Origin of the sequence: Variovorax sp. LG9.2, assembly GCF_035018885.1 — a bacterium.
GTDB lineage: Bacteria > Pseudomonadota > Gammaproteobacteria > Burkholderiales > Burkholderiaceae_C > Variovorax.
The window spans coordinates 37,654-61,381 of the sequence record NZ_JASJXB010000027.1 but is presented as its reverse complement, the minus strand read 5'-3'; the positions used below and the strand labels follow the sequence as shown (position 1 = coordinate 61,381).

Genomic DNA, 23,728 nt, shown 5'->3' with positions numbered 1-23,728 from the left:
GCGCGCTCAAAAGAATGTTGAGTGATTGGGGCACCTCGTCCTGAACTGACTCCCAGAAGTTGGACAAACTTCGAAGGGTTCTATGGAGAAGTACAAGGTTTTGGTCCGCAACCAGCAGCGCTGGTTGAGGGTGCGGCTGGATGAAAGACGACGGCCGTAAAATTTACTTCCACGAGGAAAGTTGAGATGGACACGTTCACCTGGTCAATTCTTGGGATCATGGCTGTGGCTGCTGTCGGCGGCGCACTGGCCTTGCTGTCCTCTTACTTGGGGCGCTGAAAGCAGCCGGTTGCCGCCAGGGAGACCAGCGGCGAGCTGACTCTACAAGCAGAGAATCTGAAGAATATCTTTGCTCCTCATTTCTGTGGACAACGCTGTGGGCGATGCAATTTTGAATATGCGCCGACGTAACTTGAAATCAAATCGGTCTGAATCGGGCATCGCTGCGGGTTACGCGCACCGCCGTGGAGATTCGGGCCTTTCGACCAGCACGGTGCAGTCCCACCGGCCGAGACTGTCCGTCCACGGCAACCAACTGCGGCGCCGGGCAACGCGACGCAGGCGCTGCACTATGGCAGGCGCATGAATCGATACACCTGGCATGAACGCAAGCAGAAGCTCTGCGCGTCGAATCGGTAGGTCATCGCCGTACTAGAAGGAGGAAGAAAGCGTCGAACTCTGGTGCGACTCTCCTTGTCTTGGCGTGTAAATCGGTTCGTTAGCGATGCAGCTCCGCATCGCGCACGTTTGTCCGAGTGGGACCGCGGTTCTGAAGAAGCCTGGGCGACGACAGCCCGACTGAAAATGCGCCGAAGACAATCTCTATTCGTAATGTCCACGCATGCGGTGGCCTTCGCCATCGCGGCGGGCCGGCACCCAACTCCGCGCGTGGCGGCGCTGGTGCATGTCGCCATGTTCCATTTCACGACGGTCCATTTCGCTTCCGCCACGATCCCGCTGATCTATCGCGCGCTGCATCATCTCGCGGTGCTCCATTTCGCGCTGCTCCATGCTGCGCCGGTCGCCGAAATGGCGGTCCATCTCCCTGCCATCTCGCTGATCCATCGGCTGGCTGAACGCCGCGGCAGATATTGCACAGGCGGCAAAAGCAAGTAGTAATTTCTTCATGGATGTCTCCTTTGACGCACCGGTGTGGCGCGTGACCGCGACCGTAGCGTCACGGCAAGGGACGGAACGTAGGTGTGCGCCTATTTGGGTGAGAGGGTTGCGCGCGTGAATCAAACACTGTTGTGGCTGCCGCCCTCGTCTCGCACAAGAGCGTGAGCGCCACAGACAAAGAAATTGCACGAGTACCTAAAATCTCTTCGCAAACCTAGTATTGCCACGACCGATTGAATATGCCCTCACTGCCCTGGTTGGTGTGCAATAACTTAGGCGTGCCGTAGTGCGCTATCGCCTCCTTGACACCATTTGTAAAATCTCGGTGTTTATCGAGATCGACACTCGTCAGACCGGCACCTGGCAGCAATACCAGTCGATCACCATATCCAAATAAACCACGCCCTTGGTCATCGGGGTCGAACTGATGTCCATCGCGCGGCCCTAGGAGCATGGAGTAACACCGGGTGACAGGCATCGCGCGCAGCAGATATCGATGATCGTGCGCCCGGGCATCTTCTTGCTGATGTTGGGCTTCCTGTATTGTCGTGCTGGCCATGCGAACTCACTACCTTATCCAACGGGTGAGCGTGCTGCACAAGGCCCGCAAGCTCAGCGGTGCGACATCCAATCCCTGCCAGGGCAGCCATATATGCGTCGGCCCGGAGCTAACTCCAATCTGCTTGTCAAAGCCGAATTCACTCCAGTCAACGTCACAAGCTTGTCATGTTCCTCAGATAGCTTTGGTATCTGGTCAATCCACTTATTTCCTATCTTATGAAGCGATACCTTCTGCCCCTGACCATCGTTGCTACGGGTGTGCTCTCTGCATGTGGCGGTGGCTCTGGCGACAGCAGTGTTCTGCTTTCTTCCGCTCCTGCGATTGCGCATGTACTTCTGATCAGTGTGGATGGTCTGCATGAGCAGGACGTGGCCCACTGCATCGCGGCAAAAACCTGTCCGTCGATTGCCGCACTGGCGCAAACGGGTGTTAACTACACCAACGCGTCCACCCCTGGGCTGTCGGATTCGTTCCCGGGGCTGGCCGCGCTGGTTACCGGCGGTTCTCCGAAGACTACTGGGCTGTTCTACGACGTCTCCTATGACCGCACGCTTTACGCACCGAGTGACACCGCATGCGCTGGCGTGCAAGGCTGGAACGTCGTGTTCGACGAAACCGTTGGCATCGATAGCGTCAATGGCGGTGCCCGCATCCATCTCGATGGCGGCGGCACTTTCAACCCGCAAGCTATTCCGCACGCCAAAGTGAATGGCAACTGCATGCCCGTTTTTCCACACGACTACATTCAGACCAATACGGTCTTTGAGGTGGTGAAAGCGAACCTCGCTGGTGCGCGCACTGCTTGGGCCGACAAGCATGCTTGGGGTTACGACTGGTTGAATGGTCCGTCAGGCAAGGGCGTTGACGACTTGGCGCGCACCGAAATCAATTCGGTCGATGCCGCCACGGGAACCGAATACACAGACAAATTCGCTCACACCGAGAAATTTGATGACATGCACGTGCAGGCCATCCTCAATCAGATCGATGGAAAGAACTCGACAGGCACATCTGCCGCGGCGGTTCCTACGGTTTTCGGCACCAACTTTCAGACGCTGAGCGTGGCGCAAAAGGCAACCAATGCCAGTGGCGGTGGCTACACAGACGCGACGTTCACGCCAGGCGTTCAGGTCTCCGCCTCCATAGCCTACGTAGACACAGCAATCGGGAAAGTGATCGCAGAGCTGAGTGCAAAGAATCTGCTGACTTCGACATTGTTTGTCTTAACAGCCAAACATGGACAATCACCAGCCGACCACAGCACACTGGTGAAGAATGGCGACACGCTGACAGCGCTGGTGCAATCCAGCGGCTATTTGGACGCTGCCGGCAACTGGGGGCAAAACGCCACCGCCACTGGCAGCCTGAACGACGGAACCGGGCTGTCGGGCACCGGCATCATTCAGACGGATGATTTAGGCCTCATTTGGCTGAAAGACCAGCGGCAGGTTGCAGCAGCAGTTGCCACACTCAATGCGAATTTAGGTTGCACCGCCCCGGGAATTTGCGCTAATGGGGCAGGAGCTAGCATTTTATCCGGGGCAGCGCTCACTACAAAGTTCGGTGACCCAGCTTCAGGGCGCACACCCGATATCATCGTGCAGCCCAATCCGGGCGTGATTTACACGAGCAGCAAGAGTAAAGACGCCGAGCACGGCGGCAACGCACCTGACGATAGTCATGTCGCGCTCATCGTTTCGAAGCCGTCAATCATTGCGCAGACCAACACTGCAATGGTTATGACTACGCAGGTGGCACCAACGATACTGACGTCACTCAAGCTGGATCCGAACCTGCTGAATTCAGTGAAACTGGAAGGCACTTCGGTACTCCCCGGTCTGAGCTTCTAAATGCCTTGGGTTGTTGGCGCCGCGGGTCCGGCTTGCGGTTGGCCGCCTGCGAGCTCCACGACCAGATATACCCTGTGCGCACGCGCGCTCCCCCGATACGTGCCCGGTGTCTGGATGCCCCGTGGACTTACGATCCGGCCAACCTTGCCAGCGCCCACGCAAATGTGAGAACCAAGGCAATGACCACTGCCGACCAGAACCAGACTGTGCCGCCCTCCCGCTCCGCCAGCTCGCGAGGGCCCGCACTTCTGCACGCCCGTATTGGGCGCTCCGGCTTGTCCGTCCACCATCCAAAATTTGTTTCGGTTCCGTTTTCCATGTAACTAATTTTAGTTACATTTGGCCCGGTGTGATGGATCAGCTTCGAAGCTCCGCAGCCAAATGCGCAAAACCTAACGAAAGCGCACTTAGTCATGGTGCGTCGCAGAAAGCAAGTCGCGTTTCCGCAATACCTGTTCTGGCAACGCCTCAATATCCGCGCAATTGTCGGCACAGGCGCATTGCCCCCTCTGAGGCGGACACTTGGCTGACCCTAACCGTCACGGCCCCGCCCAAGTGCCAGCACTGATTTCTAACACCTACTCATGGGTGAATGAGATTTCGGCATCTGGGTCCGTTCGCGAGCGGCGCAATACTCACGCATTCGGGATGCGCTCCGGGCGTGCGCGATAGGCTCGGCTTGGCTCTATTTGATCGCGACACTCCCATGGGTCAGTTAAGTCCTGGTGTCGGGTTCAAGTCTCGACCTGCAGTACAACATAGGCGTCGAGCCCCTTATGCAACGATCGCTGCCACTGCCTTCGTATCCAGCAAACGCATCGAACTCAGTCGCGATCATCCCATTCGCGGTGATGGTGATGGTCGTGGTCCCCGTGCTCGTGTTCGTGTTCACGGCGCCAGTGGTCGCCACGCTCGTATTGATATTGCGCTGAGGGTCCGTAGTACACCGGCGGCGGGGAGTAGTACGCCTGAGGAGCTTGGCGGTAGTACACCGGCGGAGACGGTTGATAGTAGATCGGCGCCGGACGCGAGAAAACCGGTGCAGGCTCGTAGTAAACCGGGCCCGGTGCATTGATCCCAATGGACCAGTTGACCTGGGCGCTGGCCGACGCAGCGGCCAAGAGGGCTGATATACAGACCGCACCGACTGCTAGGTGTCGGAACGAATTTGAGCGATTGAGGTTCATGGGAGGTCTCCTACCGGGAGCGAACGCCGCTCCTATGTCACCATCCAACGCATGCCAGCCGTGCAACGTCGACCGACTGGCGTGTGAAGACTGTTTCTAAAGGTGTCCGTCACTCAGGAATACGTGATCGATAAAGAAGTAATTCAAGCTCTGCGCCAGACCGAGAACTGCGGTAGGTGCAGTCCTGAAAAGCAAGTTTGACGTAAAGCTCGACTGCTCAGATTCGATCTTCGTAGGAATACATGAACTACTTCCAGGTAGTACACGTGTTTGTCCGCATCGCCCTTCTCGGCGCACAGTTTCGAGCCGGGTTTGTGACGGCGGCGGCGCAAGCTGGAGCATCGACATGGTCTAACCAAAGGCAGACGGGGCATAGGTCGGAGAGCACGGTGCACCGCTATATCCAGGGCATCTCTCCTTTCAAGATGAACGCATCACGGACGGCGCTGCGATTCTGATCACGTCAACCACCGATCATCAGATGCGCGCGCGCAACTCCCTCACACCGCGACCAAGCTTGCGTCGCAGAAGGACGCGCAAAGTGACTCCGTCGGAGTAGCCGATCTGCGTGGCGATTTGGTCGATGCTCTCACTGCTGCTGCGCAGTAGGTGTACCGCACGCTCAACTCGCAGATCCTGAAAATACGACAGCGGTGTCTTGCCCAACACGCTGTGCAGGCGCCGAGCCAGCGTGCGTTTGCTGGCGCCGACTGCGACAGCCGCTTCTTCGAGCGAGAAGCCTCGCGCGAGTTGCTGGCGGGCCCAGCCCTCGAAGCGCTCGACCACGGGGTCGGCGTGAGAGAGGTGATCGGGGATCACGAACTCGGCTTGCGAGCCGCGCGCTTCGACCAGCAGATAGCGCGCCGCCAGCGCCGCCAGCGCCGGGCTGCGGCTGCGGACGATGCTCAGCGCAAGGTCGATATGAGCGAGGGCCGCGCCAGCCGTGATGAAGCGCGCCGAGTTCACGAGCATGCGGGACTCGTCGAGCATCACCTTCGCATAGCGCTGCCGAAACATCGGAGCCAGCCACCACGACGTCGTGGCGCGCTGACCGTCGAGCAACCCGCTCTCGGCCAGCACGAATGTGCCGGTGCACGCGGCGCCAGCGACCGCACCAGCGTTTGACCACTGCTGCAATACGACGGCCGCGTCGGCCATGTCGGCGTGTGCAAGTCGAGCCGCGAGCGTGTCCGGCATCTTGGCGCCGAGCGCGGGCACGAGCACGACGTCGGGCTTCACCGCACCGTGCAGGGGTACCACCGGCACGGTCAGCCCCTGCGCGGTGCGCACCCGCCGTCGCACCCCTACCAACACCACTTCGACTGGCGACGGCGCGTGTGCGAGCAACCCAGCCACTTGGTTCGCCGTGTCCAGCGTGTCGGTAAGGGCCGCAAGGCCCAAGTCGAACACGCCGTCGAGAACCAGAATGTGAATGCGCATGGCAGTAATGGTATCAATGTTGGCTTTCTTGCCACTCGCTGATTGTCCGTGCGGCGCAGAGACTTGCAACTCGCCAATCCATTCACCTGTTCAACGAGAGAAGCACTCCATGTCCAAATTTGCCCTGTTCGTCCGTCTCGAAGCCAAGCCCGGCCAGGAGGCTGCGGTTGCCGCCTTTCTGGCTGGCGCGTTGGCGCTCGCCAATGCCGAGTCGGGCACCACCACCTGGTTCGCGCTGCAATTCAGCCCGTCGACGTTCGGTGTCTTCGACACCTTTGCTGACGAGGAAGGCCGTGAAGCCCATCTGCATGGCCCGATCGCCGCGGCGTTGATGGCCAACGCAGCGGCGTTGCTCAGCACGCCGCCGAACATCGAGAAAATCGATCTGCTCGCGGCGAAGTTGCCTGGATGACCAAACCCTAGCGACGCAGTTCCTCGATAAGGTACTCGAGCAGCGCGCATGCCGAGGGCTTCGGTCGTCGGCCCGGCATGAACGTGCTGTGGGCCTCGACCTCGCCGCTCTTCTAATCGGGTAGCCCGTACATGTCGTGGTTACATGCTTTCGTGCCCACTCAATGAATATGTCCTTTCGCCACAGTCATCGCCGATGATGGCCACACTGCATGCTCCTTCGCCGGCGCCAGCTTTTGCCAGCTAAATTTTGGTTTTCCAAAACGCTTGCATTGCCTTCGTCCGCTCATCACGCTCAGTGATCAGGTACATCGAAGTCGTCCCGATCGACACGTGCCCGAGGTTGTTCTGCACCACCTGCAGCGGCACCGGCCTTTGCACTCCCCTACCCTGCAGCGCATGCGACGCGTGCGAATGCCTCAACCAGTGCGTGCTGAACTTCATCAGTTGCTCCGTATCGGATTCAGGCAGGCCTTTGCTTGCCTCCGCCATAAATGCTTTGAGTGCCTGATAAAGCGCGGAGGCCGACCATGAGGCCGGTTGCTTCACTCCGCTGTCAAAGCGCGCCAGCACATGGGTGCCCCGGTTGCTCATCGCGCCCACCTGCCGCTCGAACCCGTGCCGCGCCAGTTCGTCGCCCAGTTCCTCGACAAGCTCTCCCGGCACAGGCACCTGCCGGTTCCGCCCGCCCTTACCGGTTACCAACAGCAGCCAGCCGGTCGCCATCGCGCCATCACCGGTCCGGTAGTCCACCCGTTCCAGATCTTCACACCTTGCGGCCGTGATCTCGGCCAAGCGCAGGCCCGTCGCATAAAGCCAGTGCATGCTGCGCCGGAGTCGCCGGTCCACCTGTGAGTCGCAATGCCCCTGCAACAAGGCGTCGATGTGATCCCACTGCGCAAACGTCAGCGTCCTGCTCGATCCCAGTGGCCGCTGTGGTCCGGGTGGCAGCGCCACCGCAGCGAACGGATTGCCGACGACATACCCTTGGCTCACCCAATAGCCGAACAGGCTTCTAAGGATGATCAGCGACTGCCTCAACGCCACCGTGCCCAGTGGACCTTCCAGAGGCCGCCACAACGGCGACCAGCGCTGTCGGTGCCGCGGGCCACACCAGGTCGCCGGCGGCGCCGACAGAAACGATCGGAACGCCGTCGTATCTTCTTCAGACAACGACGACAGTGCCTTCTTGCGCTCGAGGATGGCCCACAGCAGCAGGCGTTCGGCTTCCTTGCGATACGCCCGCTGCGTAGAAGATAGAGTGCCGTCTTCGACGCCTGCTTTCTTCGAAGCCAGCCACGCACCGACGGCCTCACGGTCGTCGGCCGCCATCAAGCGGCACTTCTCGCGCGGCGCACGATAGCGCCCTGCGTTGCCGTTGAGTTCGGCGGGCAAGATGAATTTCTCGTAGGGACGAATGGCTGTTGCGGCAGGAACGACTGCGGCAAGGTCGACCTGTGAAAGCTGCGCCCTCGGCGTCTCTGCGTGGACGCCGACTTGAAGCCCTAGCACCTCTTCGTTCGCGTGCAGCCAGTCCAAGATCCGCAAGGCCTTCAGTTCGCCAACACCGGGCACATCCACCCACCACCGTGCACCGATCGCATTGATGCGTTCGACCAGTGCAACGAGCGTCGGGATTCCAGCACGCTCCAGGCGTGCCGACAGTGAGGGGTTGAGCCAGGCGGCCACGCCATCGCCTGGTTTGGGGTCCTGCGCAACCAGCCCCTGCAGCCAGCGCAAGGCCTCGAGCTGTCGTTCGATGACACGACCACGACGGGAAGTGGCTGCGGGAGCGCCCTGCCCTCCCGTGCCCGCGCTCGGGTACGCCTCTTCATAGGCCTCGAGCTGCTCGGCTTCCGAGAAGTCTTCCATCCCTCTCGCCTCGGCGAACTCTGCGAGGCTCGGGATGGCTGGGGCGGAGGCGAACCGATCCGGATCTAGCAAGATCAGCCGGGCCGTGCCCGGCCTGTGCTCGCGCCGGGCGGCCGCGGCAAACTGGTCCCGGATCCATGCACTGGTCCGGCGCACCTGGCGCAAATCCGCGTGCTCGCCTTCCAGGCCTAGATAGCGGTCCCAACTAGCCCGCTCGTCCAAACCCTGTGCCAGCGCCCGCATGAAGGCGAAATGTCCACTGTGCAGCTTGCGCGGCGGAGTTTTGCGCCGAGTCACGTGGGTGTCATCGTTCGGTGGTCATCACCGGCTTGCCAAAATTTCCACCAGGCGCGAACCGGTGTCTCCTCCGGCGGCAGGCTCCGCATCTGGCTCGCCCGGGTCCTGCGCCGCCGCTCGACCTCGAAAGCCTGCGCGATGCCGGAGCCCTCGCGGTCGCCGTCCAGCGCCCTCGCGCGCCCGGAGGCGCATTGGCGCTCGAGCTCCTCATTCTCGACTTGGGCGAGCTGGTAAAGCTGGCGGACTGTCATCGACTTGAAGTGAGCGTGGGTGAAGCGCGGTCCCTGGGAGGTGTTCAGACGACTCAGACCTGTTCCTGCTTGCAGAAAAGAATGCTGTGACTGAAATAGCGGCCGAAGCTGTAGGTCATGATTTGTCCAATGATAAATAATATTATCATCAACGCGATATTTTGCTTTCAAAGTTGACAACCAGTTAGGACATCAATCTAAGTTGTTGATTTGATTGGGGTTTTTAACCCGCCGTCCTGTTCGGGTCTGCGGGTTATTGGCATTCTTTACCAGCTAGTCCGGCATGTTGCACCTAATGCGATCGTCTTTGCGAAAAGGATCTCGAGTCCAATCTCCGGCGCCGCTCGTCTAGATCGAGTATCCCAACGGATCTCACATTGTCGTCAACTCATCGCGTGCGGATCCTGCGCAAGGCTTCGCCGATTGCCGCTTCCAAACCCTCGAGCGTTGCATCAGTCGCGGCCTCTGCGGAAATGGAGAGCGTCAGTTCGCCGCCCTTCGATCGCACCAGCGAACCGGCCCTCTTCCCGGCAATCTGCAGTTCGATCTTTTCCGGCTTGTCGAAACCGACCTTGGCGTCCAGCAACCTGGCCACCAAAGCGGCCGGCGCCAACCCCTGGCCGCGCAATTTCTCCACACGCCGCAGTACGCCACGCTGGTCCTTTTCCATGACCACGTTGATCTGCTCCGCGTGGCGGAAACTGATCTCCAGTGGACTCCGGAAGCACTCGACAACGGCCAGTGGCAGCTGCGCCACCATCAGCGCCTTGCGTACCCAGGTGTGGCTCACGCCCACCGCCTCCGCCAGCTGGCGTTGGGTCGGAAATAGTTGTTCTTCCAGCGCGCGCTGGTACATCAGGCCCTGCTCGTAGCTGGACAAATCGGCTCGTTGGCGGTTTTCTCGGTCCATGGCCGCGAAGAGAGCTGCGTCGCCCAGCTCGTCCGTCCAGATCGACGCCAGCACTGGAATGCCCAGCTCGAGGCAGGCTCTGTGGCGACGGTGGCCAAATACGATTTCAAACTGGCCCGGTTCCTTTTCCAAGGGCTTGACCAAGATTGGCTGGACGTTGCCGCCTGCGTGCTCGATGTCGGCCTTGAGGCCAGCAAAGGCGCTCATCTTGAAAGAGGCGTCGTGGCGGTTGGCCCAGCGGCTGGGTCGAATGTTGATGGGGTCGAGCTTGCGCGTCGGCACGGAACCCTCGTACTGGCTCAGCCTCTCGCGAAGGCTAGCCATCTCCCCTTCCACCTGCTGGATCTGGCCGCGGAAGGCGATCATCTGTCCTGGCCCAGTGCGCGGGCCGGCCACGCGCCCGGCGACTGGTGGAAACCTGGTTTCCACGTCGGCATTGACGGACGGCGGCCCCTCGGACTCACTGCGAACCGGAAGACGTTCTACGGGCGGCGCGGCCACGGGCATCGTCAGCCCTGCCGTCAGGGCTTCAAGACGTTTGCGTGTGCTGGCCATGGTGGCGCCTCCGTTGATTTGGTTCGATGGTGCTGTGCTTGCTCGAGTTGGCGAGCCTGCGAGTACTTAGTGCGCCTCTAACCGGCGCGCGCTGGAGCATGACAAGAAGCTGGGACTGCAGCGTGGAAACCTGGTTTCCACCATCGCACTCCCCCGCCCTACGAAGCCTAATTTGCATGCCGAAGCATGGAAACCTGGTTTCCACGCTGTCTTTCGTCGATGCGGTTTGACCTGTCATTTCGCTGCCCGTTCAGGCGACGCCCACGCCCCGACTATGGATTGCTCGACCAGTTCAACAAAAGAGTCATAGGCGTCCACTGCACGCTTGTATGTCTTCGCCGCACCTTCGTATTTCTGCACGTCGTACACCGTAGCGAATTCGGCGGCCTTATTGCTGGTCACGCTGGTCTTGGGAATCTCGACCGGCAAGGTGTATTCGCCATATGTAGCCTGAATCCATTGCCTTACGGCCGGCATTGCAGGGTCTGCCGCGTCTACCCGGCTGAGCAGAACGTGCAGAAAGTCAAAAGCCTTACCTTCACGGTCGGCGCTTTGCGCGTCCAAATTGCCTCCCATGTCCGCCAGCAGGGCCCAAAACTGGGCCGACGAGGCGAAGTCCAGACCCGAAGGGGGTACCGGCACTACGATTCCGTCAGCAGCCCACAGGGCATTGATCGTCACGTACGACAAAGAGGGCGGCGTGTCGATCACGATCACATCGTAAAGGTCACGCACCGAATCCAGACCGGCGTTCAGAACATCCCAGAATTTGAAGTCTGGAACTCGCATCTGGCGGGCGGGTAGCGCGAACTCTGCGGAGAACAAGAACGGCGCCGCAGCGACCAGATCGATGCCATCCCAGTAGGTAGAGCGGATCGCGTAACGGATGTCGGTTTCGGAGCCATCGCACAGCGGTCCGATCGTCATCTCTTCGTTGACCTCGGCTTCGGGAAGCAGGCCGTGCAGTGTGGTGAGCGATCCCTGCGGGTCGGTGTCGATGGCCAGGACGCGGTGCCCGCGAAGGCTCAAACCCTGCGCCAAAACCATGGCGGTCGTGGTCTTCGCCACACCCCCCTTGAAGTTACCAACGGCGATCGTGATGGCCTTGCGCCCCGCCGGTCGCATCTGGTCGCCACGATAGGTGCGGGTCCAGCGGCGCAGCTGCTCAAGCGTGAACGTGCGCTTCCCGCCGGAGGGTGTCAACTGGCCAACGGGCAGGTCGTCCTTGGTGATGCGATAGGCCACGTGGGCCTTATCAACCCGGCATAGCGAAGCCAGTTGCGCAGTAGAAAAAGTGGGCGGCAGCTTGCGCGCGTCAGGCGCCAGCAGCATGCCCCTGATCTGCTCGACCATGGAGCCCGCTCGCAGTGCCAACGCTGCGATCTTCTCCATGTTGATGCTTTGGCGCCGCGGCACTTGGGACTCGCTGGAAACCAGGTTTCCAGCGGCCGGGGGAAGAATTGCAGACATGAGACTCGCCTTGTTCGACAGAATTCGGTGATTCTACGAGAATCCATAGAATGAACAAGATATGCGGAAACCGTGCGCATTGGACGCGCGACTATTGTGAGCTCCGTTGGGGACCGCTTCCATCGCCTACGTCAACCGACCTCTCGAATGGGCGAAATCTGCCGACGAAGACGTGCTTTCAAGGCTTTGAGCGCTGCAGGCTCGGCGTCCCAGAGCTATTTGAGCGGAGAAGGGGTGCGGTATCCCATATCCACACACATTGAAGCCCATCCCTTCTCACGCTGCACGGCCCGAAATCCCAAGAACCATCACATGCAATCCCATCGGTTCTCACATTGAAGCCCAACAATCCTCACGCAAACGAAGATAAGTCACTGTCGTGCTTCAGGAATCTGGCATGCCAACTCTTCAAATCCCCAAGTGTTTAACTCAACTGAACCAAGACACAACCGCCCGCAATCTGTGAATTGACCCATTCACAATACGGCCCCATGATGTGCGCTCTCCAATATCCACCACGTCCGTGACTGACGAAGCCGAACTCCCATCCCGAGCGCCACAGCGCGCGCAGCCGACCGCAGAAGAGCAAAGCGTGGCAAAGGCGAACGAAGCGATCGCGATCCGTCCCAAGCGCGGTCGCCTGACCTTGCTGTCCAGACGAATCTACAACGCGCTGCTGTACCACTCCCAAAGGCAGGGCGTCGACGAGCCTGAATACCGGCTCGCGTTGAGCGAACTGATCGGCGACGCCCGCTTCAACTCAAACAACACCGAACTGCTGAAGTCACATCTGCGGGATATGCAGGCCACCACCATCGAGTGGTCGACTAGCAGCAGTACGCTCAAGCGGTGGGTTTCGTCGCAGTTGCTGGGAACGGTGACGATCGAAGAGCAGGGCAGGGGCCGCCCCTGCATGGTGACCTGGCGCTATCCGGAAGAAATCAAGGAACGGCTGGTCAAGCCCCACCAGTACACGCGCGTGCTGCTGGAGATGAGCAGCCAGATGCGCAGCTACTCCGCTGCCGTTCTCTACGAAATCGGCGCCCGCTATCTCACTTCTCCGGGTCGCCTGTCGATGCGCGAGGACGTGATGTGGTGGGCAGCCGTGCTAACCGGGCGCAGCGACATCAAGGAAGTCGACTACCGCTTTCTCAAGCGCGACGTCATCAATAAAGCGCTCGCGGAGATCGATGCCTTGTGCGAAGACTTCGGGCTCGAATTGATCGAGCACAAGCGGGGTCGCAAAATCGAAGAAATCCAGTTCAGGGTGGTGCCCAAGCTGCAGCAACGCTTGGGCGACATCGACGCGCCGAATCGCAACATCTTCGATTTGGAACTGGTGGGGCGTCTGATCACCCTGGGCATCAAGCAGGATGAGGCGCAGGACCTCTACGCCACCACGGACGAAGGCCAGATCCGCGCCACGCTAGACCACCTAGACCAACGCTTGCGCAACAATGCCATGCCTCCGTTGAAGTCGCCGGCGGCGTACTTCAAGGATGCGTTGAAAAAGGGCTACGCGGGCGTCACAGCTACCGCGGCGTCAGCGCCGGGGCCAGCGCCCGCCGCGTCGTCGCTCCCGGTGCTGACGGAGGCCGACCGGCTGCGTCGTATCCGCGAATTGTGGGAGAACGACCGCGTCGGTCAGGCGAGGGCTGTATTTGCTGAAATGCTAGGTTCGATGCAGGCTGAAACCTGTAGCCGATTTGAGTCGCTGCAGTTGGGAAAGATCGCAGCGCCGATCGCGCGGGCGTGGCGGAGGGACGGTCCGGCCAGCCGCATTGCCGGCACCACTTTCTTTAAGTGGCTGGCTCAGGAGACTTGGCCCGAAGAGCCGACCGATCGCGTGTTGCTTGACTTTGCCTTGCAACGTGGCGTCGTCGGCGTCTAAGAAGTGGGTAGTTACTTAGGCGGACACTCAGTTAAACAGGTCGCTGTCGGGATTCAAATCGATTGACCTGGCCGCGTGGCTTGCCAGCCTGACGAAGGTCTTATCGACCCGGCGCCGATGCTGCTAGGGAGCCCGGTCCGTTGCAGGAGGCGCTCGCGTACTGCCTGCGAGCCGCGCGTGAGGTCACGTATGCCGGCGACACCGATGAATTGTTCCCGTCGATGACGGCATGTATGTGCCGCACCTTACGCAAACACGGAAGGGCAGGGCGCTCGGCCGCCCTGGATTGCAGCAGAGACGGCTCGATCAAGGCGCAAAGCGCTTGAGGGCGGTGGTGACCAGGCCGCAGATGATGAACTGCTAGCCCTCGCGGAACGCAATCTCGGGGAAGGTTGGATTCGGCGGCACCAGTTTCACGCGGTGCGCTCGCTTGTGCAATGTCTTGACGGTGAGGTCATTGTCGACCTGCGCCACCACGATACAGCCGTGCCGTGGTTTCAACGCCCGGTCGGCCACCAGGATCACTCCGTCGTCCATGCCCACTTCGGGCATCAACTGGCCACTGGTCTGCCAAAAGAAGGGGGCCCGCGGATGCTTGATCAGCAGCTCGTTGCGATCGTGGCGCTTGGTCAGGAAATCGTAAACCGGCGACGGAGTGCCCGCGGTCAGTTTGCCCTGCACGAAGGGAAGAGAGCCACGCCCGGCGTCAACGCCGCCAGCAGGGCAGCCGCCGGGGTTCCGTCGATTCATCCAACATCAAGTTGGAGGGCCGAGTCCGAAAGAGAATATTGTGCGAGGGTTTTCCAACGTGACGATGCAAAGTTGTCGATGCGCTGTCTACCGAACGGCAAGTCCCTTTATGACTTGCACCGTGCTATTGAAATATTGAAAGATTGCCATGACCATCGAGCTGGACAAGGATGCGCGCCAAGAGGCGATCGCCTCCGTCGAGCGCTACTTCCGGGAGAACATGGAGGAGCGAATCGAGAACGTGGCCGCGGGTGGGCTGCTGAAATTCTTTTTGGAGGAAGTGGGCCCGCTCATATGCAACCGGGCGGTCGCCGACGTGCAGAAGCGAATGCAGGCCCGCGTCTCGGAACTGGACATCGAAGTTCACGAAGACGAGTTCCCGTACTGGCGAAAGCTTGACCGCAAACAGCACGATCGCAAGTGATGGTGCGATGGTCGTGTGCAGTTCCTGGCTTTAAGCCCGGCAACCGTCGTCTTCAGGGGATGTAGGCTGAAGCTCTTGACCCACATGCTTTGAACCTATGAACAAACGACGCGTCCACGAACTCATGCGAGCCCGCTTCCCGGCCTCTGCTCCCGCACAGCAGGCATGGATAAATATTGCGGATGTGCGGGGTCGTCTGCTGGCCGAGCAGGCATATGCAAGCGTTGCGCAGCCCTTTGTCGATCGGGGCATCGAGGAAGTGCTGGTACAGGTACATCGCAAGGTCGGAGGCCGCATGCCAACCACGCAACTGATGGCGTACGTCGCCGAGCACATCGCGGAAGGGCACATCAGGATTGCAGACCGTGCGTTCTCCGTGTTTTGTGTTGTCGCCGCGAATGGTGTTGCAACCAGCTGGCAAGACGAAGCGGTAGGACTCGACGCCCAGTAGTCAAGCCAGGCGTTTACTCTTGCGCCCTCAGCGCCGGTAACCCCAAATGTTGCTCGTCGCTCTGTCGCTAAGGCACGGCCTTCGCTCTAATTGCGATCGCTTGATGGGAGCAGCTTTCGGTGCGCTGCAGTTTCTGCCTGATATCGACCATTCGACAAAAAGATCGATCCATGGCCACCGAACGCAAGAGGGATTTCGGCCTCAGAGTTGATGCCCTCCCGGCCTTGCACGAGGACGTACCTTTGCAAAGCAGCGAAGCGAAGATGTGGCGGGCGACCCCACTGTTCTGCGTCTCGACCAGATGGTGCCTATCTACCAGTCGCGCGCGCACGTGGGCGAAGATGCGCTCCAAGAACTGGCCGAAAGCGTAAAGCTGCAAGGGATCATGCAGCCGATCCTCTTACGCCGCTTCAACGCTTCATCTGCCGCTGCCAACAGCGCCGAGTACGAAGTCATCGTCAGCGAGCGGGGGTATCGGGCAGCAAAACTGGCTGGCCTGGGCACCGTGTCGATGCTGGTACGCGATGTGCCCAACGAAGCAGCAGCGGTCATGTCGATCATCGAGAGCATCCAGCTAAGACCTCAACGCACTGGAGGAGGCGCAATGGCTGCAGCGCCTCATTGCCGAGTTCGGCATGACCCGCGAAACTGCCGCGCGCGCTGTTGGTCGCTCACGCAGCGCCACCAGCAACCTGTTGCGCCTGCTCAGCCTGGCCGAGCCAGCCCAGGCCATGCCATGCTGATGGCCGGCGACATCAACATGGGGAATACGCGCGCTATGCTGGCCCTGGAGCAAGGCATGCAGATCACCGCCGTCAACCAAATCGCAGGCGAGCTCGCCGATGAAGCGTAAGTAGTCGGAAGGAAGGTCGAGCTGGCGAGTAATTGCAGGAACTGTAGGGCAGGCGGGGCCTGTAGCGAACGGGACGACTGTCCGGTTCTTCGGCGCCCTTCACGACAGTGCAGGGCGTCGGCGGCGTGTGCATGGTGGAAGCACCAACACGCGGCCGCGCTGGCGTTCCCGGTCGCCACGGTGTTCGCATCAGCACCCCTGGGTATCACCGCGTTCAGGATGTGGATGGCGCTGGAAAGAAATCGCGAATGTCGGCGAGCGTCTCCGCAGGCTGGGCGGCCAGTGCCAGTGCCAGTGCACGCAGCACGCGCGAATCCGCATAAGGCACATCGGCCGGCTGCTGCGCGCCATGCCGGCATAGCAGATCGTCGTCATCCATATTGAACAGAACGCGGCAGGCGAGGGGACGGATCTCGTAGATCGAGCAGGTGTCACTGACCAGAAACGGACAGGCTGTTCCCGTCCCCCAGTGTGTCAACTTCTCGGATGCCAATGCCACGGTGTCGACCTCCGTGAGGTCCTGCACAGACACCGAATTGCGCGGCGTCGCCACTGCGGCACGGCCCGTGGCGCGCGAAACCAATTGGGCTTCCTTGCCGCTGATCGTCACCGGAATGTGGCAGCAGTGTGCACAGCCTTTTGCACATGCCGCGACGGCCTCAACCGGTTTCCCCCAAGCCGTGGCCGCTTTGTGCAGCCACACGATGCGCTGTGCAACCGTAGGCGCCCGTTGTGAGGCGCGCACCAAGGCTTCGGCCTCTGTGCTCGATTGCAGCATGCGCATCTTCTGAGCCGCGCGCTGCGTCGCCAGGGGTAACCGCGCGGCTTGGCGGACGCCTAGATCAAGATCTGTGTGGGTAACACTTGCCCACACCGACACAGCCTTTATTTCAGCTCCGGACGCCATGCATGCACGATGGCCACGAAGTCATCCTTGTAGCCGAGCGTGTCCGGGTACCTGCTCGCACTGGCGATCAGCCTGACCACCGCAACCATGTCGTCGGCGATGGCCGCGTCGACCGCCCAAAGGTTGCTCAGGTCGAAAGCGCCACAGGTGCCCGAATTCCACCATGCCAGCAAGAAGTCGGCGACGCGACGGCTTTGTCCGGAGTCGCCTTTGGCGATCTCGATCAGGCGCTCCAGCGCCATCACCTCGGCCGGCACTACCTTCACCGCGTCCGTACCGGGTGCCGTAGCCGGCACAGAAACGCCTTCGAGCTGGTGCTGGAGAAGCGCCCCGATGTTCTCCGGCGCCAGCAGGCCCGCACTGCGCGCCACCAGTTCCAGTTGGTCGGGGAGCGTGATGTGGATCGTCGTCATCACTGCATTGTTGCCCAAGGCGCGTTGCCGGTGACGGGCAATGACAGTTGCCAGATCACGCACGCCACGACGAACTCAGAGAAGCACATAAAGTCTCGTGAGCAGGCGCGAAAGACGCCGACTGGAAACGCCGGCTAAGCAATTACACAAGCGGGGACAAGGTTCTCTGGGCTTCACCCTTCGCGCCTTCTTCGCGCAAGCGATCTGCCATTCAAAAGGAGCCGAGAAAGGACGAAGACGGTGGAGTCATGCACAGCCGGCATCCCCGATGCCAGCTTTTATCCCCGTCTCCCATTGGATGCCGCTGTCGTTCGCGCCGAAACCCCGTGCAACAAACTGAGTCTTGGCCGACGCAAGCGCCATGACTCGAATGCACTCCGACTTTTGGGCCCCTGAGGGGGCCTCGCTTCAGACTCCGGGCGAGCTTGCCATTCGGGGCAGCCGCATGGTAAATCGCGTCTTGCCGTCAGCTGACATTCCAACGACCTCGCCGCCATGACCCCTCGCGATTTCGCGAACGATAAAAAGTCCCAGACCCAGGTTGGCCCGTTCGTCCAGGGGCTCGGCCGGCGCGCCGCGGCGAAGCGGCTCGAACAGTTGCGGGATAGCTGCGAGTGGGATGGGCTCGCCAAGGTTTTCAACGGACAACCGGACGGCTTCGGCGTCACCGCTCAGGTGAATAACCACCGTACTGCCTGGCGTGCCGTACTTCGCCGCGTTGTTGACAAGATTTCCCAGCACCTCGCGTACGCGCGACACGTCGAATTCACCTGAGGTGTCGCCCTCCGCCTCAAAATTAATCGGCGTGTCCGGCAGAGCGGCGCGCAGCACATCGATCTCTTCCCTGCAGGGGCCCGCAAGATCCGCGGCTGTCCGTCTGACGCCAATGCCAAGACCAAGTGAGGCACGGCTGAAATCGAGCAAGTCGTCGAGCAATGTCTTCATCCGCTTGCCGCTCTGGACAAGCCGGACAGTGTGACGGGTCAACGGTTCGAGAGTGGTCATGCGCGACAACACTTCAGCAGTCAACAGAATGGCGTTGAGCGGCCCTCGCAGATCGTGCCCCAGCACGCCAAGAAATACGTGCCGCCAGCGGTCCACTTCGGCTGTGTAGAACGCCACCGACTCGGCCACAGCTTGATCAATGGCTTCGTTGAAGCGCACTACGTCGTCGGACGCGTCGTCGTCGAAGTGCGATGCCTCACCCAGCCAGAGCCGCAGCACCGAAGCGCGCAGCGCCCGGTATTCCGCCACGAGCTGCTCGATGTCGAAACCCGCCTTGGCCCGCAACTGCGCGTGCGTCTGCGCTGCGCTCTCAGGGGCGCCCTGCGGGCGCTGTTGCTGGCCGAGTGATTTGAGCTGCTGCGCGGGTCGTGTCTGGGGTGCTCGCAGGTCCACTGCCACAGCCTGCAGAATCATCGGCATGTGATCCCGTAAAGCCTCCGCATCGAGATGCCGGGCGGCGGGATCCAGGGTGCGCGCAAATTCTTCCGCGCTGAACACGATGGTCTCGATATTCTGGTCAATGAAATCCGCAAGCCGCATAGAAACCTCGGTGGCTGACATGCGCAACCTGCGCATCGGCCGATCGTACCCAATCGCATCCGCGTTGCGGACGTGGACGAAGTGCTTACCGGCCCTTTTGGCCAACCCTTAATGATGCTCGGCTGACTGCGACAGAGCAAGAAACAACGTCCCGGCGGTTGTCCCGTCGATCGCTGCAGGATTCGATCCCCGCGGAACAACGGCCTGCGTCAAAAGATCGGTCTGCACCGTACGGGGAAGCCACGCCATTGGCCATGACTTAAATATGGGCTGCGAGATGAGCCGGCTGTCCAGCACGGCGCAGTTGGCGTGGCGCTTGTCCTTGTGAATACGGTTAACCAATGTGGCCAGTTGCACTTCTTCTCCTTCAAGGTACTGGAAGAAGAGGTTGTCCGCAAGATAGAGCGCGCCGGTTATTTGGCGGGCGGCGTTGGCTTGCCGGGCCTCGACGCAAATGCGCAATCCCTCAGCAGCGTCGCAGAGCGCCGTGCTTGAATAAATCAATCGACCGAGCATGAGATCTTGTGTCTCTCAAGTACTCGAGGTTGTTTGTGCGCTGGCTATGAACTTCGGCGTAGGACGACTCCATGAGGAGTCCGATTGAAGTTGCCCTCATCGATGCTTCTAGCCGACGGCAGCCCACGCCCTATTTCGCACTGGCCGCAGTTTCTTGCATGGCTTGGACGCATTTGCTGTTTGCGCGGTGCTCAGACGCACGCTCCTGGTTCTGTACAAAGGCAGAAGGTACAGTGCCAAGGCAATTTATTCCAAGGCGTGGGTCGATTAGCCGACCTACTTGTTTGTGCTGTCCGATGGCATCACGATCGGCGCAGTGCGCGGCGGCAATGCCACGCGGCATCTCAATCGTTCCTGCGCGCCGAACCGCGAAGCGACGGAGCCCTACGACGACACTGGCCGCCTCGTTCTCCAGTTCTGGGCTTTGCGCAAACTCAAGGCCGATGAAGAGCTTTTCGTCCACTACCGATTGCAAGCCGAGGCCGCCTCCGTCCCGGCCAACTACCTTTGACCCTGCTAAGCCGCAATCTGCCGCGGAACCATGATCGGCAAGGCGCATCCGCCCTTCGATCTTTTGCAGTTGGTGCGGACTGTCTGGTCACCTTGTGGCTTAACCGGCGAACGGTTTTGTCAAGTGCGCTATTTCACCGAAAATCCCGGCTCGAGGCACGCAATCGCCCGAGCAGCTTGTCGTGATTGCGCAGCTTCAACGCGACCAGCGAGTGCACACCTTTCTCGGACTGCCAGGTGCCTTGCACTGTGAGCAGCATCGACCCCCGCAACGCCGCCCGCTGTGCCTCGGCAACGCTGGGCCACACGATGATGTTCACCGTGCCGGTCTCGTCTTCCAGAGTCGCAAAGATCACGCCGCTGGCCGTGCCCGGCTGCTGCCGGTGCGTCACGATGCCGCTCGCTCGGACAGTGCTTTTGTCTTTGGCATTGCGTCGCAGATCCTCCGCGGTTCGGATGCCCCATTTCGCCAGCCGGGGCCGCAGCAGCGCCAGCGGATGCCGACGCAACGTCAGGCCCATCGAGGCGTAGTCGTCCGCGATGTCGGCGCCTTCGGTAGGTGCGGCAAACTCGATGGTCTCTTCGATCGTCGGCGCGTTGCGCAGCAGCTCGGTGGCCCGCGTCTCGACACTGATCGCTTCCCACACAGCGTTCGGCCGGTGGCCCGCCAGCGAGTGCAGGGCATCGGCGCCGGACAGGCAACGCAGGTCGTGCGCATCGAGCCCTGCGCGCCGCCCGAGATCTTCGACCGTGGCAAAAGGCGCAGTCGCGCGCTCGGCCACGATCCGCTGTGCCACGGCCTCCCGCATGCCCGAGATCTGCGACAGGCCCAGCCGCACTGCGCGCAAGGGGTCCACGAAAGCGGTGTCCCAGCGCGGACTGCACCCGCTGGCCTGCGTGGCTTCTTCGAGCGTGGTCTTCCACTCGCTGACTGTCACATCTACCGGCCTGACCACGACCCCATGCTCGCGCGCATCGCGCACCAATTGCGCCGGTGCGTAGAAGCCCATCGGCTGGCTGTTAAGCAGGCCGGCGAGGAGGGCGTCGGGATGGTGGCGCTTGAGCCAGCAGCTCACGTAGACCAAGAGGCCGAAGCTGGCCGCATGGCTCTCAGGAAACCCATAGCTGCCGAAGCCTTCGATCTGCTTGGCGATTCGATCGGCAAACTCGGGTGTGTAGCCCTTTGCCAGCATGCGATGGACGAGCTTGTCCTGGTGCGGCTCGAGCCCGCCCTTGCGACGCCAGGCGCCCATGGCCCGGCGTAACTGATCGGCTTCGCCAGCGGTGAAATCGGCTGCCAGCATGGCGATCTGCATCACCTGCTCCTGGAACAGCGGCACGCCCAGCGTGCGCTCGGTCGCCACCTTGATCTCGTCGCTTGGGTAGTCGATCGCTTCTTCGCCCGCTCGGCGACGCAGGTACGGATGCACCATGCCACCCTGGATCGGTCCGGGCCGCACGATGGCCACCTGCACCACCAGGTCGTAGAAGCGCTCGGGCTTCAGCCGCGGCAGCATGCTCATCTGTGCACGGCTCTCGATCTGGAATACGCCCACGGTGTCGGCCTTTTGGATCATGGCGTAGGTCACCGCGCACTCGGCCGGCACGTCTTGCATGCCGAAGGGGGCGCCACGTTTGCCCGCAACGAAGTCGAAGGCGCGGTGGATGGCGGTGAGCATGCCGAGCGCCAGCACATCTATCTTCAAGAGGCCGAGTGCATCAAGATCGTCCTTGTCCCACTGCACCACGGTGCGATCGTCCATTGCGGCGTTCTCCACCGGCACCAGGCGGCTTAACTTGTCGCGCGCGATGACGAAGCCGCCGGTGTGCTGGCTCAAATGACGGGGGAAGCCCCGGACTTCGTTGGCAAGTTGCAGCCACTGCTTCACCTTGCGTGTCGACGGATCGAGGCCGCATTCGAACAGACAGGCTTCGGCAATCCATTGACCTTCTATGCCGTAGGCCCCGTTGGCCAGCCGCTCGACCGTCTCGAGCGGAAAGCCCAGCGCCTTGCCGACATCGCGCAGCGACGACTTGGTTCGGTACGAGGTGATGACCCCAGTGATGGCCGCACGATCCCGCCCGTACTTCTTGTAGATGTACTGCATGACTTCTTCGCGTCGCTGGTGCTCGAAGTCAATGTCGATGTCCGGCGGCTCCTTGCGCTCGACGCTGATGAAGCGCTCGAAGAGAACGTTCATGCGGGCCGGATCGACCTCGGTAACGCCCAGGCAGTAGCAGACCGCCGAGTTGGCCGCTGACCCGCGGCCCTGGCACAGGATGCCCTGCGCGCGCGACCAGTGCACGATATCGGCCACTGTCAGGAAGTAGGGCTCGTAGGCCAGTTGCGCAATGATGGCCAGCTCGTGCTCGATCTGGCCGCGCACTTTGTCGGAGAGGCCCGCGGGGAAGCGCGTGAGGGTGCCGGCGTAGGTGAGCGCGCGCAGGTGCGAAGCGGGCGTTTCGCCCGGCGGCACGATCTCGTCGGGATACTCGTAGCGCAGCTCCTCCAGGCTGAAGGTACACAGGCCCGCGATCTTCACGCTCTCGTGCAGCCATTCAAGCGGAAACAATTCAGGTAACAGCACACGGCCGCGCAGGTACTGTTCTCCGTTGCTCAACAGCTCGAAGCCGCACTCCGCCACGGTCCTGCCCAGCCGCACCGCCGTCAGCACGTCCTGCACGGGCTTGCGACCGCGGCTGTGCATCAGCACGCCTCCGGTGGCCACGATCGGCACGCCGGCCTGTCCCGCGGCTTCCTCGAGGGTCCATAGGACCAGGTCGTCGTCCATCTGCATCGGCCGGCTGCCAGCGATCCAGCCACGGCCGTCGAACCAGGTGCGCAGCCACATGGCCTGGGCGAAGAGGCTTTCGACGGTGGCGCCTGCCTCCGGCAGGAGGAGCGCGATGCAACCGGCCATGCCGGCCAGATGAGGGGCCTTGGCGGTCTTGCCCTCGATGTCAGTGACCAGCGCCTTGTACAAGCCCTTGGGTGCGCGCCGGCGCGCCAGCGTGATGAGTTCGCACAGATTGCCGTAGCCGCGCCTGTCCTGCGCCAGCAGCACCAGTCGAGCGAAGGGGGTGTCGTTGGTGGTCATGAACTGGATCTCGCTGCCGACGATGAAGTGCAGGCCGCATTCGCGTGCTTCGAGGTGGGCCCGCACGACGCCGGAGACCGAACATTCGTCGGTCAGGGCGAGTGCGGTGTAGTGCTTCTCGGCGGCCCGGCGCACCAACTCCTCCGGCATGGAGGCACCCACGAGGAAGGTGAAATTAGAGCGGCAGTGCAGCTCGGCGTAGGCAGGCGGAGAGGACGGAACGGGCAGGATCACGAAGCACAGACGTCGGCATCAAGACTGATAACTGTACATTCATCCAGTAGTTTTGTACGATGCGCTCATGGACAAATTGCACGATTCAAACGGCCGCCAAGCCCTGTGGATTGGTGCGTGCGCGCACCAGCTGCAGCGCCGCTGGCGAACGATCGATCCAGTCGAACTGGAGGCGCAGGCGGCCGCGCTCTGGCAAGACGCGCGCTTGCGCA

The 23,728-nt window shown here is 61.2% G+C and carries 21 protein-coding genes and 1 pseudogene; 9 read left to right on the top strand and 13 right to left on the bottom strand.

Going from position 1 to position 23,728, the window contains the following annotated elements; translation table 11 throughout:
• Nucleotides 1-822: 822 nt before the first annotated feature.
• Both QN413_RS21435 and QN413_RS21430 read right to left on the bottom strand, forming a co-directional pair.
• On the bottom strand, nucleotides 823-1,128 hold the full coding sequence (locus QN413_RS21435; RefSeq protein WP_323498609.1) for a hypothetical protein: 306 nt from the start codon (nucleotides 1,126-1,128) through the stop codon (nucleotides 823-825).
• A gap of 205 nt (nucleotides 1,129-1,333) precedes the next feature.
• Complete coding sequence (locus tag QN413_RS21430; RefSeq protein ID WP_323498608.1) at nucleotides 1,334-1,678, bottom strand: hypothetical protein; 345 nt, start codon at nucleotides 1,676-1,678, stop codon at nucleotides 1,334-1,336.
• A gap of 218 nt (nucleotides 1,679-1,896) precedes the next feature.
• On the opposite strand from QN413_RS21430, the gene QN413_RS21425 reads away from it, so the two are divergent.
• From QN413_RS21425 to QN413_RS21415, 3 genes are all read left to right on the top strand, one after another.
• Nucleotides 1,897-3,531: an alkaline phosphatase family protein gene (locus QN413_RS21425; protein WP_323498606.1), complete on the top strand. Its 1,635-nt coding sequence runs from the start codon at nucleotides 1,897-1,899 to the stop codon at nucleotides 3,529-3,531.
• A gap of 776 nt (nucleotides 3,532-4,307) precedes the next feature.
• Nucleotides 4,308-4,463: a hypothetical protein gene (locus QN413_RS21420; RefSeq protein WP_323498605.1), complete on the top strand. Its 156-nt coding sequence runs from the start codon at nucleotides 4,308-4,310 to the stop codon at nucleotides 4,461-4,463.
• A gap of 497 nt (nucleotides 4,464-4,960) precedes the next feature.
• On the top strand, nucleotides 4,961-5,176 hold the full coding sequence (locus QN413_RS21415; RefSeq protein WP_323498604.1) for a hypothetical protein: 216 nt from the start codon (nucleotides 4,961-4,963) through the stop codon (nucleotides 5,174-5,176).
• Between the two features lie 19 nt (nucleotides 5,177-5,195).
• Here QN413_RS21415 and QN413_RS21410 read toward each other — a convergent pair whose 3' ends face one another.
• Nucleotides 5,196-6,158, bottom strand: coding sequence for a GlxA family transcriptional regulator (locus QN413_RS21410; RefSeq protein ID WP_323498603.1), 963 nt, complete (start codon nucleotides 6,156-6,158; stop codon nucleotides 5,196-5,198).
• A 109-nt stretch (nucleotides 6,159-6,267) separates the two neighbouring features.
• Here QN413_RS21410 and QN413_RS21405 point away from each other — a divergent pair, with 109 nt between their 5' ends.
• A complete protein-coding gene (locus QN413_RS21405) occupies nucleotides 6,268-6,570 on the top strand; it encodes an antibiotic biosynthesis monooxygenase (protein ID WP_323498602.1) in 303 nt (100 codons plus the stop codon).
• 242 nt (nucleotides 6,571-6,812) lie between these two features.
• Here QN413_RS21405 and QN413_RS21400 read toward each other — a convergent pair whose 3' ends face one another.
• From QN413_RS21400 to QN413_RS21385, 4 genes are all read right to left on the bottom strand, one after another.
• Nucleotides 6,813-8,738: a phage integrase family protein gene (locus QN413_RS21400; protein ID WP_323498601.1), complete on the bottom strand. Its 1,926-nt coding sequence runs from the start codon at nucleotides 8,736-8,738 to the stop codon at nucleotides 6,813-6,815.
• Complete coding sequence (locus QN413_RS21395) at nucleotides 8,735-9,160, bottom strand: hypothetical protein (RefSeq protein ID WP_323498600.1); 426 nt, start codon at nucleotides 9,158-9,160, stop codon at nucleotides 8,735-8,737. The genes QN413_RS21400 and QN413_RS21395 overlap by 4 nt, the downstream gene beginning before the upstream one ends.
• Before the next feature lie 217 nt (nucleotides 9,161-9,377).
• The gene (locus QN413_RS21390) at nucleotides 9,378-10,454 is read right to left on the bottom strand and encodes a ParB/RepB/Spo0J family partition protein (protein ID WP_323498599.1); all 1,077 of its coding nucleotides are present in this window, start codon (nucleotides 10,452-10,454) and stop codon (nucleotides 9,378-9,380) included.
• Between the two features lie 234 nt (nucleotides 10,455-10,688).
• Complete coding sequence (locus tag QN413_RS21385; RefSeq protein WP_323498598.1) at nucleotides 10,689-11,924, bottom strand: AAA family ATPase; 1,236 nt, start codon at nucleotides 11,922-11,924, stop codon at nucleotides 10,689-10,691.
• A gap of 592 nt (nucleotides 11,925-12,516) precedes the next feature.
• On the opposite strand from QN413_RS21385, the gene QN413_RS21380 reads away from it, so the two are divergent.
• Nucleotides 12,517-13,815 carry a replication initiation protein gene (locus QN413_RS21380; RefSeq protein ID WP_323498597.1) on the top strand — a complete coding sequence of 433 codons (1,299 nt, stop codon included), beginning with the start codon at nucleotides 12,517-12,519 and terminating at the stop codon, nucleotides 13,813-13,815.
• Between the two features lie 360 nt (nucleotides 13,816-14,175).
• On the opposite strand, the gene QN413_RS21375 is transcribed toward QN413_RS21380, so the two are convergent.
• Nucleotides 14,176-14,565: a S24 family peptidase gene (locus tag QN413_RS21375; RefSeq protein WP_323498596.1), complete on the bottom strand. Its 390-nt coding sequence runs from the start codon at nucleotides 14,563-14,565 to the stop codon at nucleotides 14,176-14,178.
• Nucleotides 14,566-14,713: 148 nt separating this feature from the next.
• On the opposite strand from QN413_RS21375, the gene QN413_RS21370 reads away from it, so the two are divergent.
• The 3 genes and pseudogenes from QN413_RS21370 to QN413_RS21360 all read left to right on the top strand — a co-directional run.
• Nucleotides 14,714-14,989 carry a DUF2164 domain-containing protein gene (locus tag QN413_RS21370; protein ID WP_323498595.1) on the top strand — a complete coding sequence of 92 codons (276 nt, stop codon included), beginning with the start codon at nucleotides 14,714-14,716 and terminating at the stop codon, nucleotides 14,987-14,989.
• 97 nt (nucleotides 14,990-15,086) lie between these two features.
• A complete protein-coding gene (locus QN413_RS21365; RefSeq protein ID WP_323498594.1) occupies nucleotides 15,087-15,440 on the top strand; it encodes a hypothetical protein in 354 nt (117 codons plus the stop codon).
• A 271-nt stretch (nucleotides 15,441-15,711) separates the two neighbouring features.
• Nucleotides 15,712-16,275, top strand: a pseudogene (locus tag QN413_RS21360) (ParB/RepB/Spo0J family partition protein); the annotation flags it as partial.
• A gap of 232 nt (nucleotides 16,276-16,507) precedes the next feature.
• On the opposite strand, the gene QN413_RS21355 reads toward QN413_RS21360, so the two are convergent.
• The 4 genes from QN413_RS21355 to QN413_RS21340 form a co-directional block, all read right to left on the bottom strand.
• Entirely contained in the window at nucleotides 16,508-17,077 is a 570-nt protein-coding gene (locus tag QN413_RS21355) for a YkgJ family cysteine cluster protein (protein ID WP_323498593.1), read from the bottom strand.
• A 101-nt stretch (nucleotides 17,078-17,178) separates the two neighbouring features.
• On the bottom strand, nucleotides 17,179-17,613 hold the full coding sequence (locus QN413_RS21350) for a hypothetical protein (protein ID WP_323498592.1): 435 nt from the start codon (nucleotides 17,611-17,613) through the stop codon (nucleotides 17,179-17,181).
• Nucleotides 17,614-18,021: 408 nt separating this feature from the next.
• Complete coding sequence (locus QN413_RS21345) at nucleotides 18,022-19,179, bottom strand: HAMP domain-containing sensor histidine kinase (protein ID WP_323498591.1); 1,158 nt, start codon at nucleotides 19,177-19,179, stop codon at nucleotides 18,022-18,024.
• 87 nt (nucleotides 19,180-19,266) lie between these two features.
• Nucleotides 19,267-19,674 carry a BLUF domain-containing protein gene (locus tag QN413_RS21340; protein ID WP_323498590.1) on the bottom strand — a complete coding sequence of 136 codons (408 nt, stop codon included), beginning with the start codon at nucleotides 19,672-19,674 and terminating at the stop codon, nucleotides 19,267-19,269.
• 286 nt (nucleotides 19,675-19,960) lie between these two features.
• On the opposite strand from QN413_RS21340, the gene QN413_RS21335 reads away from it, so the two are divergent.
• Complete coding sequence (locus QN413_RS21335) at nucleotides 19,961-20,185, top strand: SET domain-containing protein-lysine N-methyltransferase (protein ID WP_323498610.1); 225 nt, start codon at nucleotides 19,961-19,963, stop codon at nucleotides 20,183-20,185.
• A 133-nt stretch (nucleotides 20,186-20,318) separates the two neighbouring features.
• Here the strand turns inward: QN413_RS21335 and QN413_RS21330 are convergent, their stop codons facing one another.
• Nucleotides 20,319-23,516: an error-prone DNA polymerase gene (locus QN413_RS21330; RefSeq protein WP_323498589.1), complete on the bottom strand. Its 3,198-nt coding sequence runs from the start codon at nucleotides 23,514-23,516 to the stop codon at nucleotides 20,319-20,321.
• Nucleotides 23,517-23,728: the final 212 nt, after the last annotated feature.